This window comes from Streptomyces coelicoflavus (genome assembly GCF_003112555.1).
Classification (GTDB): Bacteria; Actinomycetota; Actinomycetes; order Streptomycetales; family Streptomycetaceae; genus Streptomyces; species Streptomyces coelicoflavus.
In genome coordinates this window covers 315,555-334,482 of the sequence record NZ_BEWB01000002.1, presented here as the reverse complement: position 1 = coordinate 334,482, position 18,928 = coordinate 315,555, and the positions used below count along the sequence as shown (strand labels likewise).

The following is an 18,928-nucleotide window of genomic DNA, read 5'->3' as shown; positions in this document are numbered from 1 at the left end:
GCATGAAACTCACCGTGGTCGGCGGCGGTTCGACCTACACGCCCGAACTGATCGACGGCTTCGCCCGGTTGCGGGACACGCTTCCGGTGGAGGAGCTGGTGCTCGTCGACCCGGCCGCGGACCGGCTGGAGCTGGTGGGCGGGCTCGCCCGGCGTATCTTCGCCAAACAGGGGCACGGCGGCCGCGTGGTCACCACCTCCGACCTGGACGCGGCCGTCGACGGCGCCGACGCCGTACTGCTCCAGCTGCGGGTCGGCGGGCAGGCGGCCAGGCAGCAGGACGAGACCTGGCCGCTGGAGTGCGGCTGCGTCGGGCAGGAGACGACCGGTGCGGGCGGGCTCGCCAAGGCGCTGCGCACGGTGCCGGTGGTGCTGGACATCGCCGAGCGGGTGCGCCGGGCCAACCCGGACGCGTGGATCATCGACTTCACCAACCCGGTCGGCATCGTCACCCGCGCCCTGCTCCAGGCCGGGCACCGGGCGGTCGGGCTGTGCAACGTGGCGATCGGGCTGCAACGGAAGTTCGCCGCGCTGCTCGGGGTGACGCCCGCCGACGTCCACCTGGACCACGTCGGCCTCAACCACCTCACCTGGGAGACCGGGGTACGGCTCGGCGGCCCCGAGGGCGAGGACGTGCTGCCCCGCCTGCTGGCCGAGCACGGGGACGCGGTCGCCGCCGACCTGCGCCTGCCCCGGCCGCTCCTGGACCGCCTGGGCGTCGTCCCCTCCTACTACCTGCGCTACTACTACGCCCACGACGAGGTCGTCGACGAACTGCGCACCAAGCCGTCCCGGGCCGCCGAGGTCGCGGAGATGGAGCGGCAGCTCCTCGAGATGTACGGCGACCCGGCCCTGGACGAGAAGCCCGCGCTGCTCGCCAAGCGCGGCGGCGCCTACTACTCCGAGGCCGCCGTGGACCTCGCCGCCGCCCTGCTCGGCGGCGCGGGCTCCCCGTACCAGGTGGTGAACACCTACAACCGGGGCACGCTGCCCTTCCTCCCCGACGACGCGGTGATCGAGGTGCCGGCGGCGGTGGGCGGCAAGGGCGCCGCCCCGCTGCCGGTGGCGGACGTGGACCCGCTGTACGCGGGGCTGATGGCGAACGTGACGGCGTACGAGGACCTGGCCCTGGACGCGGCCCTGCGCGGCGGGCGGGACCGGGTCTTCCGGGCGCTGCTCGCGCACCCCCTCGTCGGTCAGTACGCGTACGCCGAGCAGCTCACCGACCGGCTGATCGCGCACAACCGGGAGCACCTGGCGTGGACCTGAGCGCAAGCGTCCTCGCCGTCGACGCGGGCAACAGCAAGACCGACGTGGCCGTGGTGGCGGCCGACGGGAAGGTCCTCGCCACGGCCCGCGGCGGTGCCTTCCGCCCGCCCGCCGTGGGTGTCGAGCGGGCCGTGGACGCCCTGGCCGACGCGGTCACGCGCGCCTTCGCGGCGGCCGGGGTCACCTCCGTCGAGCACGTGTCGGCGTGTCTGGCCAACGCCGACCTGCCCGTGGAGGAGGAACAGCTGGCCGCCGCGCTGCACGCGCGCGCGTGGGGCGGGAGCGTCGAGGTCCGCAACGACACGTTCGCGGTCCTGCGGGCGGGCGTCGCCGAGCCGCTGGGGGTCGCCGTCGTGTGCGGGGCGGGCGTCAACTGCGTCGGCATGCGCCCCGACGGCCGTACCGCCCGCTTCCCGGCCATCGGCCGCATCTCCGGGGACTGGGGCGGCGGCTGGGGCCTGGCCGAGGAGGCGCTGTGGCACGCGGCGCGCGCGGAGGACGGCCGGGGGGAGCCGACCGAGCTGGCCCGCACGCTGCCGGCGCACTTCGGCCTCGACTCGATGTACGCGCTCATCGAGGCCCTGCACCTGCGGCGGGTCGAGCCGGTACGGCGGCACGAGCTGACCCCGGTGCTGTTCGCCACGGCCGCGGACGGCGACCCGCTCGCCCGGTCGGTCGTGGACCGGCAGGCCGACGAGGTGGTGGCCATGGCCACGGTCGCGCTGACCCGCCTCGACCTGCTGGACGAGCCGGCACCGGTCCTGCTGGGGGGCAGCGTGCTGGCGGCCCGGCATCCGCGGCTCGACGACCGGATACGGGAGCTGCTTGCGGCCCGCGCCCCCAAGGCGGTGCCGCGCGTGGTGACGGCCCCGCCGGTGCTGGGCTCGGTGCTGCTGGGGCTCGACCACGTGGGCGCGGGGCCGGGGGCCGGTGAGCGGGCGCGGGAGCACTTCGCCGCCTGAGCCGCCGGCGTCCACCCGCGTCACCCGCCGCGTCACCCGTCGCGTCACCCGCCGTGTCGGCGACCGGGAACCGGTACGGGGAACCGAACCGGTTCCCGTGGCGTATTCATGGGCAGGGGTGGTGCGTTGCACCGGAATCGCATCAAGATCGGGTGAAGCCCGGTGCGCATACCGGTGCGGGCAGCGATACTTGCGGCGACGGATGACCATGGGGGAGGTCAGCAGTGACTCAACCGCCGAAGGGCGGCGCGGCGCCGCCGCCGGGCACGGGCGTGCCCGGTCCGCCCGCCGTACCGCCCCGTTCCGCGCCGGTGCCCGGACCGCGGCCGGGCGGCGCACTGTCCGCTCCCCCGTCGCCTCCCTCTCCCCCACCGCCCCCGTCGCCGCCGGCCCGGCGCCGTACCGCCTTCGCCGAGGGCGTGGACCGGCTGCGCGCTGCGGCGGTCACCGAACCGGGGCGGCTGCGCATCATCGGCGCGCTGCTCGCCGTGCTCGTGATCGCCTTCGGTGCGGTCACCGCCTGGCAGATGAACGAGCGGACCACGGCCGCCGACGACGTACTGACCCGCAGCCAGCCGCTCAGTTCCGCCGCGGCCGACATCTACCGCTCCCTCGCCGAGGCCAACACCGCGGCCTCCAGCGGCTTCCTGGCCGGCGGCCAGGAGACGGAGGACTCCCGCACGCGCTACGACCACGGGATCCGCGCGGCCGCCGAGGGGCTCGTGACGGCCGCCGCCAACTCCGAGCCCAAGTCGCCGGCGGCGAAGACCATCGCCGAACTCAACCGGCTGCTGCCCGAGTACAAGGGCCTGGTCGAGCGTGCCCGCACCTACAACCGGCAGGGCTTCCCGGTCGGCGGCGCCTATCTGCGCTACGCCAACGAGAAGATGCAGAAGGAGATGCTCCCGGCGGCGGAGGACCTCTACACCAAGGAGAACCAGCGGCTGAGCGCCGACTACGGCGACGCCAAGCCCTACCCGTGGGCGGCGATCGCGCTGGGCGTCGTCCTGCTCGCCGCGCTGGCCTGGGCCCAGCACCGCAACTACCGGCGCACCAACCGGGTCCTGAACCACGGCCTGGTCGCCGCGACCGCCGCCTCCGCGGTCGTGCTGCTCTGGCTGGTCGTCGGTCACGGCATCGCACGGTCGAACCTGACCGACTCCTACGAACACGGCGTGCGCTCCCTCAACGCGCTGAACGAGGCCCGCATCGCCTCCCTCAAGGCCCGGGGCAACGAGAACCTGACCCTGGTCTCCCGCGGCGCCGAGACCACCAAGGTGGACGGCAGGACGTACGACTCCTACGACCTGGCCTTCGGCAAGAACATGGACGCCCTCGGCAAGGCGCTGACCGAAGCGGGACGGTTCGCCGACGACGAGGCCGGCGAACGGCCGGTCGGCACGGCGAACGGCAACATGACGGAGTGGAAGAAGCGGCACACCACGGCCCGTGAGCAGGACGAGAACGGCAACTACCAGCAGGCGCTGGACCTGGTGATCGGCGGCGACGGCGCCACGGTCGAGTGCTTCGACGGCGTCGACGCCGCGCTCGCCACCGCCCTGAAGCACGAGAAGGCGGAGTTCGAGCAGGCGGCGGGCGACGGTCTGGACGCGATGGGCTACCTGCCCCAGGGCGCCGGCGTGCTCGCCGCGCTGGGCGCGGCCGGCGCGCTCATAGGCATCGGCCGCAGGCTGTCGGAGTACCGGTGAGGCGGGCCGCGGACCCGGCGGGCCGGCGGGAAGGGGGGCCCATGAAGCCCGTGGCGGCGCTACCGGGGAAGGGAGGCGTGAGGATGCGTGCGCGACGGTTGCGGACCGGCCTGAAGGGCTGGGGCGGGGTGGGGGCGATGGCCCTCGCCTGCGTCCTCGCGGTGCTGGCCGCCCTGCTTCTGCCGGCGGTCCACTCACCCGGCGGGGCGGGCGGCGGCGGTGCGGACGGCGGCGGCCACGGCGTCGCCCACGGCAGCCTGGCGCGGGCCGCCGAGGAGTGCACGGACCCGGAGAAGCAGACCCTCGCCCCGTCCGGCGACGACGGGCCCACCATCGACGCGATCCGCGCCCGCAAGGGCGAGAAGCGCAAGCTGATCGTCGGCGTCGACCAGAACAGCTACCGCTGGGGCTACCGCGACCCGAACAGCGGCGGCGACGCCGAACTGGAGGGCTTCGACATCGACCTGGCGCACCGGATCGCGAAGGACATCCTCGGCGACGAGGACGCCGTGCAGTTCAAGGCCATCCCCACCGACCAGCGCATCCCCGCCATCCAGGACGGCCGGGTCGACATGGTGGTCCGCACGATGACCATCAACTGCGACCGGCTGGAGGACGTGGCGTTCTCCGCCCCCTACTTCCGCACCGGCCAGCAGGTCCTGGCGCCCAAGTCCTCGAGGATCACCGGGTACGACGGCACCCTGGCCGACACGGAGATCTGCACGGCGGCGGGTTCGACGGCGCTGAGCACGCTGGAGCAGGACCGGACGGACGGCACGCTGCCCGAGGGCGTCGACCTGCGCACCACCGTGCCCAACCAACTGGACTGCCTGGTGCGGCTCCAGCTCGGCGAGGTCGACGCGGTGGTCACCGACGGCGCCCTCGCCGCCAGCCAGGCCGCGCAGGACCCGACGGTCGAGCTGAAGGGCGACGCCTTCACCACCGAGTACTACGGCGTGGCGATGAAGAAGGACGCCGACGATCTGGTACGCCGGGTCAACCGGGTCCTGGAGCAGTGGCGCGCGGACGGGGCGGAGGGGTGGCAGCACTCGTACGACCGCTGGCTGTCAAAGACCATGGACGACGCGGCGAAGTCACGGCCGCCGACCCCGCAGTACCTGCGCAAGAGCTGACCGACGGCCGCGGCGCAGGCGAGAAGGAACACGCGAGAACGCACGAGAACACACGCACGGCACACGCAAGTCCGCGACGGCGAGAGGTGATCGATGGGCGACACGGGACCCACCGGGCCGGTGATGGACCGGGACGAGGTGGACCGTGCGCTGGCGCGGCTCGGCGCGGAGCACGAGGCGATCGAGACCTCGCTCCTCGCCCTCCAGGACCACGCGGGCCGCAGACTCCTCGAGGGCGCCGAGCTGACCGGCGTCACCGCCGAGCGCTGGGCGGCCGCGGAGGCGTCGATCACGCTGCTGTGGACCTACTTCGACGCGTACACGGGCGCGTTGCGCACCGCCCGGGAGATCCGCTCCCGGCGCCGCTGGTCCAGCCGTGAGGACCTGGTGGAGCTGACGGAGCTGCTGCGCGGCGAGGCCGTCACGGTGTCCGGCGGCGCCGCCGCCACCGCCAACGCGCCCACCCCGGACGGGGGGCCGGGGCGGCTCAGCGAGCGGTACACGCTGGTGGCGCTGGTGGACCGGATGAACCAGCTCTACGCGACCTCCCTGGACATGGTGGTCGCCGCCGACGCGGTGTGGTCGGCGCTGCCCGCCCGGATCGATTTACTCGCCGCCGAGTTGCAGCGCACCCGCAAGCTGGCGCACTCCGTGGGCGTGCGCCCCGGCGAGCACCCGTCCGGCGACGACCTGGAGCGGATCACCCGCACCCTGACGCGGCTGCGCGAGCGGGTGGTCTCCGACCCGCTGGCCTTCTGGACGCCCGCACAGGGCAGTTCAGCGCCGGGCGGCGGCCGCCCCGACACGACGGTGTACGACCGGGAGGCGCTGGCGCTCGAGGAGGTGCGCCGCGAGATCGACGCGGTGCTGGCCGTGCGCCAGGATGCCGAGCAGCGGATCGTGCGGCTGCGGGACGTGCTCTCGCGCGCCGACCGCACGCTCGCCGAGGCCCGCACCGCGCGCGGCGAGGTGCTGGCGAAGATCGCCGCGACGGAGGTGCCGGTGGTCGGCGGGCCGCCGATCGTGCTCCAGGAGCAGCTGGCGGCCGCCGCCGAGTACCGCAGGCACGCCCAGTGGCACCGTCTGTCGCCGCTCCTGGAGTCCCTGGAGGAGAAGGCGGAGGACGAACTGCTGCGGGCCCGCGAATCGTTGACGGCGGTCACCGCGCCGCTCGCGGTCCGTGCCGAGCTGCGCGGCCGGCTGGACGCGTACAAGGCGAAGATGGCCCGGCTGGGCCACGCCGAGGATCCGGAGCTGGCCGAGAAGTACGAGAGGGCGCGCCGCATGCTGTGGAGCGCGCCCTGCGACCTGCGCGTCGCCGAGCAGGCCGTGCTCCGCTACCAGCACGCGGCGGCCGAACTGCTCGGCACCGCACCGCGCGTGCCCGGCCAGGGCGGCCCGGTGGACCGGACGGGGCCCGGCGCATGAGCGATCACCGGCGCGCGAGCGGCATCCGGCGCGTGAGCGAGAAGGGGGAGGCAGCGTCATGAGTGAGGCAGGGCGGACGTGTCAGCGTCCCGGCTGCGACGGGTCCTACGAGGACATGGGCGGCGGCGAGCTGTACTGCGACACGTGCGGCCTGGCGCCGGTCGTCGCGGCGGGCGGCGCCCTCGGCTCGTCCCCGACCGGCGTCACCGGGGGCGGCCGGGGCTCGCGCGGTTCGTCGGGCAGCGCCGGTTCCCGCTCCGGCGCCCGCGGTTCCCGTACGTCCTCGCAGTCGTCGAAGTCCCGGCGCTCGGTGTCGGGCCGGCTCTCGCGGGCCGTGTCGGGCCGCTCCACGGGGCGTTCGGTGTCCGTGCGCAGCTCGGGTTCGGGTACGGGTTCCACCGGGCGCGGGCGCCTCGGCGTCGGTCTCGTCGAGGTGCCGGGGGTGCCGCGGCCCGACCCGCGCGAGATGGTGATGGACCGCCCGGAGGTGCCCGAGCGCAAGCGGTTCTGCTCGCGCTCGGACTGCGGGGCGCCGGTCGGGCGGGCACGCGGTGAGCGGCCGGGCCGCACGGAGGGCTTCTGCACCAAGTGCGGCCACCCGTACTCGTTCGTGCCCAAGCTGAAGGCCGGGGACGTGGTGCACGGCCAGTACGAGGTGGTGGGCTGCCTCGCACACGGCGGCCTCGGCTGGATCTACCTCGCCGTGGACAAGGCGGTCTCCGACCGCTGGGTGGTCCTCAAGGGCCTGCTGGACACGGGCGACCAGGACGCGATGGCGGCGGCGATCTCCGAGCGGCGCTTCCTCGCCGAGATCGAGCACGCCAACATCGTGCGCATCTACAACTTCGTGGAGCACCTCGACCAGCGCACCGGCTCCCTCGACGGCTACATCGTCATGGAGTACGTCGGCGGCAAGTCGCTCAAGGAGATCGCCAACGCCCGGCGCTCCCCGGACGGGCGGCGCGACCCGCTGCCGGTCGAGCAGGCCTGCGCGTACGGCATCGAGGCGCTGGAGGCGCTCGGCCACCTGCACAGCCGCAAGCTGCTGTACTGCGACTTCAAGGTCGACAACGCCATCCAGACCGAGGACCAGCTCAAGCTCATAGACATGGGCGCGGTCCGCCGCATGGACGACGACGAGTCGGCCATCTACGGCACGGTGGGCTACCAGGCCCCGGAGGTGGCCGACGTCGGCCCGTCGGTGGCGTCCGACCTGTACACGGTGGGGCGGACCCTCGCCGTGCTGGCCTTCGACTTCCAGGGCTACACCACGGTCTACGCGGACTCACTGCCGGACCCCGACCACATCGACGTCTTCCGGCGGTACGAGTCGTTCTACCGGCTGCTTGTGCGGGCCACCGACCCGGATCCGGCCCGCAGGTTCGCCTCCGCGCAGGAGATGGCGGAGCAGCTGACGGGTGTGCTGCGCGAGGTGGTCTCGCTCCAGACGGGCCGGGCCAGGCCCGCCGTGTCCACGCTGTTCGGGCCGGAGGTGCGGGTGACGGACACGGAGCTGTTCCCGCGGCTGGACGGCGAGGTGTCGCGGCTGGGCGCCAGGGCGGTGCGTGCGGGCGGCCGGGGCGGCTCCGGTGCGGCCCTGCCGGGCGGGCCGGGTCCCGCGCTGCCGGGCGGGTCCGGTCCTGCCGTGGGTGCGCCGGGCGGGACGGTCGCGCACGCTCCGCCGGGCGGCGCCGGTGCCGTACCGGCGGGCGCGGTGGCCACGCCGGCCACGACGACGGGTGCGCCGGGCGGCGCGAGCGCGTCGCTGCCGGGGGCCGTGAGCACGGTCGGCGGTCTCGACGCCGGGGTCTCGGGCCTGGTCAAGGCGGCCGACGCGCCCACCGCCACGCTCGCGCTGCCGGTCCCCCGGGTCGACGCCGGCGACCCCAACGCGGGCTTCCTGGCGGGCCTGATGGCGTCCGCACCGGCCGAGCTGCTGACCGCGCTGGCCGCCGCGCCGGCGCCGTCGGCCGAGACGCGGCTGCGGCAGATCCGGGCCCTGCTGGAGAACGGCGACGCGCCCGGCGCGCTGGAGGTCCTGGGCGACCTGGAGGGCGAACGCCCCGACGACTGGCGGGTGGTCTGGTACCGCGGCCTCGCCGCTCTGGTGACCGGCGCCCACGAGGACGCCGCGCTGGCCTTCGACGCGGTCTACGACGCCTTCCCCGGCGAGATCGCGCCCAAGCTGGCACTCGCCCTGTGCGCCGAGGTGCTGGGGCAGTTGGACAACGCCGCCGAGTACTACCGGCTGGTGTGGGCCTCCGACCCGAGCCACGTCAGCGCGGCGTTCGGGCTGGCCCGGGTCCAGCTGGCCGGCGGCGACCGGGCCGGTGCCGTACGGACGTTGGAATCGGTGCCGGAGACGTCCGTGCACTGCACCGGAGCGCGGGTGGCGGCCGTACGGGCGCGGCTGCGGCAGCGCACCGCGGCCGCGGGCGACCTGGGGTTCCTGGACGACCTGCTCGCCGCCGCGCGGCAGGTCGAGGCACTGGACGTGTACGGTCTGGATCCGGCGCGGCGCGAGCAGCTGTCGGCCGAGGTCCTCGGCTGCGCGCTGGACTGGGTACTCTCCGGAGGTCGGGGTTCCGTCCCTCCCGCCGCCGGGGGACGGACGCTGCTCGGCAGCGGCCTGGACGAACGCGGCCTGCGTTTCGGCCTGGAGCGTTCGTACCGCACGCTGGCGCGGCTGGCGCGGGGCGGCGAGGAAAGGATCGACCTGGTGGAACGTGCCAATCGTTACCGCCCCCGGACGTGGGTGTAGTTGATGTCGCAGATGCCCCAGCAGGCCGCTGTGCCGAAGTGCCCGAGCTGCGAGGAACCCCTCGAGCCGGGTGACCGTTTCTGCGGTGCGTGCGGATACGACCTGTCCGTGGTGCCCGCGCGGCCCGCGGACAGCCCCACCCTCGCCGTCAACGGCGCGGTGCCCGCACCGGACGGCGTGGACTGGCCGGTGGCCCGGGACTCGGACGGCCACGGCCGGCCCGCCCCGGTGCACGCGGCGGCCGAACTGCCGGGCACCGACTCGGGCGGCTCCCCGCTGCCGCCGCCACCGCCGGAGGCGCCTCCCGGGGCTCCGGAGTCCGCCGCGCCCGGCGTACGGTTCGACCGGCCGGACGAGCCCGACGAGTACCCCCTTCAGGCCCCCGACCCTCGGCTGACCACCGAACGCGACGCCGCCGCACAGGACGCCGCCGCACCGGCTCCGGCCGCGCACGCCGAGCCCGCCGCCGTCACGAAGGTGTGCGTCGCCTGCCGCGCGGGCCGGGTCGACGACGACGGCTACTGCGAGAACTGCGGGCACGCCCAGCCCCGCGAACGCGACCACATGGAGCAGGAGTCGGGTCCGATCGCCGCCGTCAGCGACCGGGGCCTGCGCCACCACCGCAACGAGGACGCGTTCTCGGTGGGCTGCACCGCGCTGCCCGACGGCGCCCCCGCCTCGGTGGCGATCGTCTGCGACGGCGTGTCCTCGGCGACCCGCCCCGACGACGCCTCCCTCGCCGCGTCCCGGGCGGCCGGCGAGTCGCTGCTGGGCGCCCTGCCGCGCGGCACGCACCCGCAGCAGGCCATGCACGACGCCATCCTCGCCGCCTCGCACGCCGTCAACGCGCTGGCCGACGAGCCCGCCACCGCCCGCGAGCAGGCCCCGCACCAGAACGCGCCCGCCTGCACCCTGGTCGGCGCCGTGGTGACCGCCGGTCTGCTGGTCGTCGGCTGGGTCGGCGACAGCCGCGTCTACTGGGTGCCCGCCGACCGCTCCACCCCGCCCGCCCGGCTCACCGAGGACGACTCGTGGGCCGCGCAGATGGTCGCGGCGGGCCTGATGAACGAGGCCGAGGCCTACGCCGACGAGCGCGCCCACGCGATCACCGGCTGGCTGGGCGCCGACGCCTACGAACTGGAGCCGCACACCGCGTCGTTCAAGCCGGACCGTCCCGGCCTGGTCGTGGTCTGCACGGACGGCCTGTGGAACTACGCGGAGTCCGCCGAGGAGATGGCCGACGCCGTGCCCCCGGACGCCGCCGCCCGCCCGCTGCACGGCGCCCGCGTTCTGGTGGGCCACGCCCTGGACGGCGGGGGCCACGACAACGTAACAGTGGCCCTCCTCCCGTTCCCGGCCCCGCCGCAGGGGGCAGGATCGGCCTGAGGCCCCCGCACGGGTACGGGTCGGGGCGGCCTCGCGGACCGCAGGGGGCGGTCCGCGCCGACGAGCCAGGACCCCGCCATCGGGGGACGTAGAGGGGGATGCGATCCGGCATGGCCAATTTCTCGAAGTCGAACGTGCCGCAGTTCGCGGTGGACGTCTACCAGAACGAGTACCTGCCCGACGGCGGCCGTGAGGTCAACGCCATCGTGACGGTCACCGCGACGGGCGGCGGCACGATCGGGAGCGCGGTCGCCGCGCCCCACCTGTACTCGCCCGGCCAGGGCCCGTCCGCCGCGGTGGCGCTGCTGGTCGACTGCTCGGGCTCGATGGACTACCCGCCGACCAAGATGCGCAACGCCCGCGACGCCACGTCCGCCGCGATCGACACCCTGCGCGACGGCGTCCACTTCACGGTCGTGGCCGGCACCCACGTGGCCAAGGAGGTCTACCCGGGCGGCGGGCGGCTAGCGGTCGCCGACGCCACCACCCGGGAACAGGCCAAGCAGGCGCTGCGCCGGCTGAGCGCGGGCGGCGGCACCGCCATCGGCACCTGGCTGCGGCTGGCCGACCGGCTGCTGTCCACCGCGGACGTCGCCATCCGGCACGGCATCCTGCTCACCGACGGCCGCAACGAGCACGAGTCGCCCGAGGACCTCAGGGCCGCGCTCGACGCCTGCGCCGGACGTTTCACCTGCGACGCCCGTGGCGTGGGCACCGACTGGGAAGTGAAAGAAGTCACAGGGATCGCCTCCGCCCTGCTCGGCACCGCCGACATCGTCGCCGATCCGGCGGGCCTGGCCGCCGACTTCACGCGGATGATGGAGACGGCCATGGGCAAGGAGGTCGCGGACGTGGCGCTGCGCCTGTGGACCCCGGTCGGCACCACGGTCAGGTTCGTCAAGCAGGTCGCGCCGACGGTCGAGGAGCTGACCGGCCGCCGCGCCGAGGCCGGACCGCGGGCCGGCGACTACCCCACCGGTTCCTGGGGCGACGAGTCCCGTGACTACCACGTCTGCGTGGAGGTACCGGCCGCGGGCCTCGGCCAGGAGATGCTCGCCGCCCGCGTCTCCCTGGTCATCCCGGAGCCCGACGGGAGCGTCCAGAACCTCGGCGCGCAGGGTCTCGTACGGGCCGTGTGGACGGACGACATGGCCGCCTCCACGTCGATCAACCCCCAAGTCGCCCACTACACCGGGCAGGCCGAACTGGCACAAGCCATCCAGCAAGGGCTGGATCTGCGCAAAGCGGGAGACATCGACGGAGCAACGGCCAAACTGGGCCGCGCGGTTCAGCTCGCCGGGGCTTCCGGAAACGCCGATACGGCGAAACTGCTCGCCAAGGTGGTGGACGTGGTGGACGCGGCGGCAGGTACTGTGCGACTGAAAGCGAAGGTCGAGGAGGCCGACGAGATGACTCTCGAGACCCGGTCGACAAAGACTGTTCGTGTAAAGAAGTGACGCACAACAACCGCGCGAGACGCCCGCTAGAGAGGGAAGCCCCGACATGCCGACCTGCCCGAACGGACACCAGTCGGGTTCCGACGACTGGTGCGAGGTCTGCGGTCACCGCATGGCCGGTGCCGTGCCGCCCCCTCCGCCGCCACCGCCCCCGGGCGGCGGCTACGGCTTCCCGCCGCCGGCCGGTCCGGGTGGCCCCGGTGGTGGTCCGGGTGGTCCCGGCGGTGGTCCGGGTGGTCCCGGCGGCGAGCCGCAGCTGTGCCCGCAGTGCCGCACGCCGCGTGAGGGCGGTGCGCCGTTCTGCGAGGAGTGCCGGTGGAACTTCCTGACCAACACCGCCACCTCGTACACCCCGGCCGCCCCGCGCCCGCCGGCGCCGCACTTCGGGCAGCCGCCGGGCGGCCCCTCGGCGGGCCCGTCCTACGGCGGCGGTGACGCCTACGACTACCAGGGCTCCCGCCCGTCCCAGGTGAACCGCCCCGCCGAACCGATTCCCCCGGGCCCGCCGCCCTTCGGCGCCGACCCGTCGGGACGCGGTGGCCCGGGCGGCCCCGGTGCCCCCGGGGGTCCGGCGGGCGGACCCGGCGGCCCCGGTGGTCCCTTCGGCCCCGGCGGTCCCGGTGGGCCGGGTGGGCCCGGCGGTGCCGACAGGCCTGGCGGTCCCGGTGGGCCCGGCGGCTACGGCAACCCCGACAGGCCCAACGGCCCGGGCGGTTTCGGCGGGCCCGGTGGTCCTGAGGGGCCCGGCGGTCCTGGTGGTCCTGCTGGCCCTGGTGGCCCTGGTGGCCCTGGTGGTCCCAACGGCCCCAGTGGTTTCGGTGGCCCCAACGGTCCCGGTGGCCCGGGCGGTTTCGGTGGCCCCGGTGGCCCCAACGGTCCGGGCGGCCCCGGTGGTCCGGGCGGTCCCGGCGGTCCCGGCGGACCGGGTGGCCCGAACGGCCCGTCCGGTCCCCCGTCCCCGCCCGGTTTCGGTACCGATCCGTCGCGTCCGGTCCCGCCTCCGCCCGGGCCCGTCCCGCCCCCGCCCGGTGGCGCAGGTGGCCCTGGCGGCCCGGGTGGCGGCCCGCAGGGGTTCCAGTCCGGCCCGCCGGCCCCGCCCGCCTTCCCGCAGGAGACCAACCGTCCGCAGCAGGGCGGCCCGTCCTTCGGCGGCGGTGACGACGACTGGGTGCTCTCCCCGCCGACGTCCGGCGGTCCGGGCGGCCCGGGAGGTCCCGGCGGCCCGAACGGCCCGGGTCCGGCCCAGGGCGGCGGCTACGGCTACCCGCAGCCCGGCGCCACCCAGGCGCCGCCCGGCCCCGGCCAGGGCTTCCCGCAGCAGCCGCAGCGGCCCCAGCAGCCCACGACCTGGTCGGCGACGATCGGCCCGGACCGCGACTACTTCATGGCGATGATGCAGCGCTCCGGCCCCGAGGCCGCGGGCCTGAACCTGCCCGCGTACTCGCCCGAGCAGCAGCGCACGCTCACCGGCAACCAGATCACCATCGGCCGCCGCCGGCACTCCACCGGCGACACCCCGGACATCGATCTGGCCGTGCCGCCGGAGGACCCGGGCGTCTCGCACCAGCACGCGGTGCTGGTGCAGCAGCAGGACGGCAACTGGGCGGTCGTCGACCAGAACTCGACGAACGGTACGACGGTCAACGGCGGCGAGGAGCCGATCCAGCCCTTCGTGCCGGTGCCGCTCCAGGACGGCGACCGGGTGCACGTCGGCGCCTGGACGACGATCACGATCCGCCGGGGATAGGCACGAGGGTGCCCCCGGGAGGGGCCTGCGTCAGGCGAACGGCCAGGCGTACGGCCCCTCTGGGTCGTCTAGCCACGCCCAGGCCCGTTCGCCGCTGACGGTGATGCCGTAGCGCTCGCGGCGCGGGGCGTCCTCGCGGTCCCACAGCGCGTACGCCTCCTGCGGGTCGAGCCCGCCCCGGCTCAGCGCCAGCAGGAAGCGGAACAGGTCGTCCTCCCGGGCCCGGCGCGGTACGCCGCCCAGGCCCGGCGTCTCGGGCTCGGCGCGGTCCGCGCCGCGCAGCGGCACGAAGTACGCGGGCGTGTGCAGGAACCGCCCCTCCGCGTGCCCGGCGTCGCGGACGGTGAGGACGACGAGCCCGGTGGCGAGCGGGGTCAGGATCCGCCCGCCGGGGCGGCACTGGGCGATCCACGCGCGTGGCACCGAGGGCAGCGCGCAGGTGGCGAGGATCCGGTCGTAGGGGGCGCGTTCGGGGACGCCGCGCGCTCCGTCGCCCGTGACGACGGCCGGGTGGTACCCGGCGGCTTCCAGGTGCCGGCGGGCCGACTCCGTGATGTCGGCGTCCAGGTCGACGGTGGTGACCAGGGCGTCATCGCCGAGGCGGTGGGCCAGCAGGGCGGCGTTGTAGCCGGTGCCGGCGCCGATCTCCAGGACCCGGTCGCCGTCGCGCACGTCCAGCTCCACCAGCATCATCGCCATCAGCGAGGGCTGGCTGCTGGAGGAGAGCAGTTCGCCGTCGCGCATCCGCGTCGCCAGCGGGGCGTCCGCGTACGCGCCGCGCACCCAGCGCTCACGGGCGCCGGGGTCGGGGTCCTCGCCCCACCGGCGTTCGTAGCCGCCCCGGACGCCGACGTAGTAGTACGGCACGAAGAGGTGGCGCGGCACCGTCCGGAAGGCCTCCCGCCACACCGGGTCGGCCTCCCAGGCGCCGCTCAGCTCGATCTCCCGCACCAGCTCCGCCCGCGCGGAGGCGGCGAGGCTGTCCAGGTCCTCGTACCCGCCCATGCCTCCACAGTACGGGCCGGGCGGGCCGCGGGCAGGGTCCCGGGGCGGGGTCCCGGGCCGGTCCTAGGTCTTGAGTCCTATGCCCCCGGGTCTGAGACCATGGACGGCGTGAATGAGATTCGGCGCGGCACGCTTCAGGAGCAGACCTTCTACGAGCAGGTCGGCGGGGAGGAGACCTTCCGCCGGCTCGTCCACCGCTTCTACGAGGGAGTCGCCGGGGACCCGATCCTGCGGCCGATGTACCCCGAGGAGGACCTGGGTCCGGCCGAGGACCGTTTCGCGCTGTTCCTGATGCAGTACTGGGGCGGCCCGACGACGTACAGCGACAACCGGGGCCACCCGCGGCTGCGGATGCGGCACGCCCCCTTCGTCGTCGACCGGGCCGCACACGACGCCTGGCTGAAGCACATGCGGGTCGCGCTCGACGAGCTGGGGCTGTCCGAGGAGCACGAGCAGACGCTGTGGAAGTACCTGACGTACGCGGCGGCCTCGATGATCAACACCCCCGGCTGACGGGTTGACGGACTGACGGACACATTCCGGTCAGTCGCCACCGGATTCCGGTCACGATCCGGTCAAGTCCCGGTTCCGAGCGCTTACTTCGGCGCCCCCACCTCTGACAGCATCCCGGCGAGGTCTGGACGACAGCGGCGGGGGGCCGGGTGGCGGGGTTCGGGGGGCTCACGGCGTTCGTGCTGCTGCGCGCGCGGGCGCACCGCCTGCTGCTGGCCGCGGCCCTGCTCACCGTCCTGCTGACCACGACGGTCCTCGCCACCCTGACCGCCTACTCGGGCACCGTCGGCGACGCGGCCCTGCGGCACTCCCTCGCCGACGCGCGCACCGGGGCCGACACCGCGCTGGTCGTGAAGGCGGACGTACCGGCCGGACAGTGGCCGGCCGCCGACGCCACCGTGCGCAAGGGTGCCGCGACGGCCTTCGACGGGCTGCCGCTCACGGTGCGGACCCTGGTGCGCTCGGGCCCGTACGCGCTGCCCGCCTCCCTGCGGCCGCCGACGGAGCGGTCCGGCGACCCCGATCTGACGTTCTTCGCGGCGCTCGACCCGACGCAGGTGCGGGTCGAGGAGGGGCGGATGCCCGTGGCGGGGGCCGCGGGCGGCCCGGTCGAGGTGGCGGTGCCCGTGGCCGCCGCCGAGCGCGTCGGCGTCGGTACGGGCGACCGGCTCACGCTCACCGACCGGCTCGACGGCCCGGCCGTCCCCGTCGTGGTGATCGGCCTGTACCGGCCGGTCGACACCGGGTCGCCGTACTGGCGCCTCGACGACCTGGCCGGGCGCGGCGTCGAGCAGGGCGGCTTCACGACGTACGGGCCGCTGCTCGCGCCGCCCGGTGTGCTGAGCGGCGGCCGGGTCAGCGCGGGGTCGTCCGGGTGGCTGGTGCGGGCGGACTACGCGTCGTTGACCACCGGACGGACCCGGGCCCTGGGGGAGGCGGCCCGGGGTGGCACGGCGTGGCTGCGCGAGCAGCCGGTGCTCAGCGGCACCACCGCGGCGACGACCGAGCTGCCCGCGGTCCTGGACCGTCTCGACCGTTCGCTGGAGGTCTCCCGTTCCACCCTCCTCGTCATCGCGGCGCAGCTCGTCGTGCTGGCGGCCGGAGCGCTGCTGCTGGTGGCGCGGCTGCTGAGCGTGGAGCGGGCGGGCGAACTGCGCCTGCTGCGGGCGCGCGGCGCCTCCCGGGCCCGGCTGGCGGCGGGATCCGCGCTGGAGGCGCTGCTGCTCGCCGTGCCCGCGCTGGTCTGCGCGCCGCTGCTGGCCGGGCCGCTGATCCGCTTGATGGCCGGGCAGGGGGCGCTGTCCCGGACCGGGCTCGGGCGGGAAGCGGCGGCCGGCGGCAGCGGCACCGTGTGGCTGGTGGCGGCGGTGGCGGCCCTCGGGTGCACCCTGGCCGTGACGCTGCCGGCGCTGACCCTGGCGCCGGGGGACGGCGGCGGCCGGTCCCGGGCGCTGCCGGGCCTGCTGCGGGCCGGCGCGGACGTGGGTCTGCTGGTGCTCGCCGGCACCGCCTACTGGCAGCTGGACCGGCAGACCTCCGCCGCCGGGACGGACGACGCCGACGGCACGGGCGCCCTGGGGGTGGATCCGCTGTTCGTGGCGACGCCCACGCTGGCGCTGCTGGCCGGGACGGTGCTGGCGCTGCGGCTGCTGCCGCCGGTGGCGCGGCTCGCGGAGCGCCGGGCGGCGAGCGGGCGCGGGCTGGCGGCGGCGCTGGCCGGCTGGCAGCTGAGCCGGCGTCCGGCGCGCGGGGCGGGTCCGGTGCTGCTGCTGGTGCTCGCCGCGGCGCTGGGCACGATGGCGATCGGGCAGGGCGCCTCGTGGTCCCGGTCGCAGGACGACCAGGCCGACTTCCGCACGGGCGCGCCGATCCGGGTGCTGGCCTCCGGCACGGCGGGCCCGGACCGCACCGACCGGATCGCGGGTGTCGCGGGCGTACGGCAGGTCGCTCCCGCGGCGCGGTCCGAGGTTCCGCTCTCCGGCGACCGGACGGCGACGTTCCTCGCGCTGGACACCGCGCACGCGGCGGACACGATGCTGCTGCGGCCGGACCTGGCCGACCGGTCGCCGCACGGGCTGCTGTCCGGGATGGCACCCTCGCGGCCGTCGAACGGCGCGAGGATCCCGGCGGGCACGGCCCGGCTGGCGCTGACGGCGACCCTGGCCGTACCGGGGCCGGGTGCGCCATCCGCCGCCCCACCCTCAGACGGCTCACCCTCCGACAACTCGCCCTCCGACAACTCGCCCTCCGACGGCTCGCCCTCCGACGGCTCGCCCTCCGACGGCTCGCCCTCCGCAGGCTCCCGCTCGGCGGACGTGACGGTCACCGTCGAGGACCGCTGGGGCACCCCGTACCGGCTCGGGGCCGGTGCGCTGGCCGCCGACGGCCGGGAGCACACCCTCGGCCTGGACGCCCCCGCCGGACCGCTCACGCTGACCGGCGTCGAGTTCACGGTGGTCCAGCCGGAGGACCGGAACGAGGAACACCGTCTGACCGTACGGCGGCTGACGGCCAGGGCCGCCGACGGGGCCGTACGGCCGGTGCCGCTGCCCGGAACCTGGACGGCCGGGTCGGAGCTGTCCCCGGCGCCGGCCGTGCCGGGCCCGGACGGTGCCCCGCCCGAGCCGCGCCTGCTCGATTCCGGTCCGCCCGCCGTCGCGTACTCCACGGGTCTGTCCGACGGCTCGCAGATCACCACGTTGACCGTGCGGCTGCGGGTCGCGCAGCCCGAGCCGGCCGAGGTGACCGCCGTGGCCGGCGACCGCTTCCTCGACTCCGCGGGCGCCCGCACCGGACAGCGCGTCACGGTGCCGATCGGCGGCCACGACGTCCCGGTGCGGATCGTGCGCTCCGTGCGCGAGCTGCCCGGCACCGGACCCGACACCACCCCCTCGGCGCGGTTCGGCGGCGCCCTGCTGGTCGACCTGCCGGCGCTGAACCGGCATCTTCAGGCCGAGTACGGCGCCGCCGTCGAGCCGACCGAGTGGTGGCTGGGGACCGGGCCGGGGAGGACCGGGGAGGCGGCGGCGGGACTGCGGGCGTTCCCGGACACGGCACCCGCCCAGGTCCTGGTCCGCGACGAGGTCGCCGAGCGGCTGCGCGACGACCCGTTCGGCGCCGGTCCCGGGGCGGCGTTCGCCGCGGCGACCCTGGTGGCGGCGGCGCTGGCATCGGTCGGCTTCGCGGTGAGCGCGGCGGGGTCGCTGCGCGAGCGGGGCCGGGAGTTCTCCGTACTGCGCGCCCTGGGCGCCTCGCGCCGCCGGCTGGCCCGCACGGTCGCCGTCGAGCAGGGCGTGCTGACCGGCCTGGCGCTGCTGACCGGCGCCGCCCTGGGCGCGGCCCTGACCCGGGCGGTGATCCCGCTGACCGTACTGACCCCGCAGGCCACCCGTCCCGTGCCGGACGTGCACGTGACCCTGCCTCCCGGCCGGATCGCCCTGCTGCTGGCCGGCATGGCCGTCGTCCCGCTCCTGGTCACGGCCGCCCTGGCCCTGCGCCGCACGGACACGACGGTGACCTTGAAGGAGCAGGGAGGTACCGCCCGGTGAACCCCGCGACC

General features: G+C 75.6%; 12 protein-coding genes. 11 read left to right on the top strand and 1 reads right to left on the bottom strand.

Going from position 1 to position 18,928, the window contains the following annotated elements:
• Positions 1–2 precede the first annotated feature (2 nt).
• From Sco07f_RS01750 to Sco07f_RS01710, 9 genes are all read left to right on the top strand, one after another.
• On the top strand, positions 3–1,268 hold the full coding sequence (locus Sco07f_RS01750; protein WP_087790931.1) for a 6-phospho-beta-glucosidase: 1,266 nt from the start codon (positions 3–5) through the stop codon (positions 1,266–1,268).
• A complete protein-coding gene (locus Sco07f_RS01745) occupies positions 1,259–2,230 on the top strand; it encodes an N-acetylglucosamine kinase (RefSeq protein WP_167467988.1) in 972 nt (323 codons plus the stop codon). Before Sco07f_RS01750 ends, Sco07f_RS01745 begins: the two co-directional genes overlap by 10 nt.
• A gap of 224 nt (positions 2,231–2,454) precedes the next feature.
• Positions 2,455–3,939, top strand: a complete 1,485-nt coding sequence (locus tag Sco07f_RS01740) for a GlnX family signal transduction membrane protein (protein ID WP_174855297.1) — start codon at positions 2,455–2,457, stop codon at positions 3,937–3,939.
• 83 nt (positions 3,940–4,022) lie between these two features.
• Positions 4,023–5,072 carry a glutamate ABC transporter substrate-binding protein gene (locus Sco07f_RS01735; protein ID WP_007388744.1) on the top strand — a complete coding sequence of 350 codons (1,050 nt, stop codon included), beginning with the start codon at positions 4,023–4,025 and terminating at the stop codon, positions 5,070–5,072.
• A 93-nt stretch (positions 5,073–5,165) separates the two neighbouring features.
• On the top strand, positions 5,166–6,500 hold the full coding sequence (locus tag Sco07f_RS01730) for a coiled-coil domain-containing protein (RefSeq protein WP_108986738.1): 1,335 nt from the start codon (positions 5,166–5,168) through the stop codon (positions 6,498–6,500).
• 58 nt (positions 6,501–6,558) lie between these two features.
• Positions 6,559–9,261: a serine/threonine-protein kinase gene (locus tag Sco07f_RS01725; RefSeq protein ID WP_108986737.1), complete on the top strand. Its 2,703-nt coding sequence runs from the start codon at positions 6,559–6,561 to the stop codon at positions 9,259–9,261.
• On the top strand, positions 9,262–10,647 hold the full coding sequence (locus tag Sco07f_RS01720; protein ID WP_174855296.1) for a PP2C family protein-serine/threonine phosphatase: 1,386 nt from the start codon (positions 9,262–9,264) through the stop codon (positions 10,645–10,647). It abuts the gene before it with no gap.
• Between the two features lie 110 nt (positions 10,648–10,757).
• Positions 10,758–12,104, top strand: coding sequence for a vWA domain-containing protein (locus Sco07f_RS01715; RefSeq protein WP_054100701.1), 1,347 nt, complete (start codon positions 10,758–10,760; stop codon positions 12,102–12,104).
• Positions 12,105–12,150: 46 nt separating this feature from the next.
• The gene (locus Sco07f_RS01710) at positions 12,151–13,851 is read left to right on the top strand and encodes an FHA domain-containing protein (protein WP_108986735.1); all 1,701 of its coding nucleotides are present in this window, start codon (positions 12,151–12,153) and stop codon (positions 13,849–13,851) included.
• Positions 13,852–13,881: 30 nt separating this feature from the next.
• Here the strand turns inward: Sco07f_RS01710 and Sco07f_RS01705 are convergent, their stop codons facing one another.
• Entirely contained in the window at positions 13,882–14,856 is a 975-nt protein-coding gene (locus Sco07f_RS01705) for a methyltransferase domain-containing protein (RefSeq protein ID WP_007449566.1), read from the bottom strand.
• A gap of 99 nt (positions 14,857–14,955) precedes the next feature.
• Here Sco07f_RS01705 and Sco07f_RS01700 point away from each other — a divergent pair, with 99 nt between their 5' ends.
• On the top strand, positions 14,956–15,369 hold the full coding sequence (locus tag Sco07f_RS01700; protein WP_007449568.1) for a globin: 414 nt from the start codon (positions 14,956–14,958) through the stop codon (positions 15,367–15,369).
• Between the two features lie 149 nt (positions 15,370–15,518).
• Positions 15,519–18,917, top strand: a complete 3,399-nt coding sequence (locus tag Sco07f_RS01695; protein ID WP_108986734.1) for an FtsX-like permease family protein — start codon at positions 15,519–15,521, stop codon at positions 18,915–18,917.
• Positions 18,918–18,928 lie beyond the last annotated feature (11 nt).

Excerpts from the sequence above, each read along its gene's own strand:
- Sco07f_RS01750 (WP_087790931.1), top strand. The coding sequence starts at position 3 with ATGAAACTCACCGTGGTCGGCGGCGGTTCGACCTACACGCCCGAACTG.
- Sco07f_RS01735 (WP_007388744.1), top strand. The coding sequence starts at position 4,023 with ATGCGTGCGCGACGGTTGCGGACCGGCCTGAAGGGCTGGGGCGGGGTG.
- Sco07f_RS01730 (WP_108986738.1), top strand. The coding sequence starts at position 5,166 with ATGGGCGACACGGGACCCACCGGGCCGGTGATGGACCGGGACGAGGTG.
- Sco07f_RS01725 (WP_108986737.1), top strand. The coding sequence starts at position 6,559 with ATGAGTGAGGCAGGGCGGACGTGTCAGCGTCCCGGCTGCGACGGGTCC.
- Sco07f_RS01715 (WP_054100701.1), top strand. The coding sequence starts at position 10,758 with ATGGCCAATTTCTCGAAGTCGAACGTGCCGCAGTTCGCGGTGGACGTC.
- Sco07f_RS01710 (WP_108986735.1), top strand. The coding sequence starts at position 12,151 with ATGCCGACCTGCCCGAACGGACACCAGTCGGGTTCCGACGACTGGTGC.
- Sco07f_RS01705 (WP_007449566.1), bottom strand. The coding sequence starts at position 14,856 with ATGGGCGGGTACGAGGACCTGGACAGCCTCGCCGCCTCCGCGCGGGCG.
- Sco07f_RS01700 (WP_007449568.1), top strand. The coding sequence starts at position 14,956 with ATGGACGGCGTGAATGAGATTCGGCGCGGCACGCTTCAGGAGCAGACC.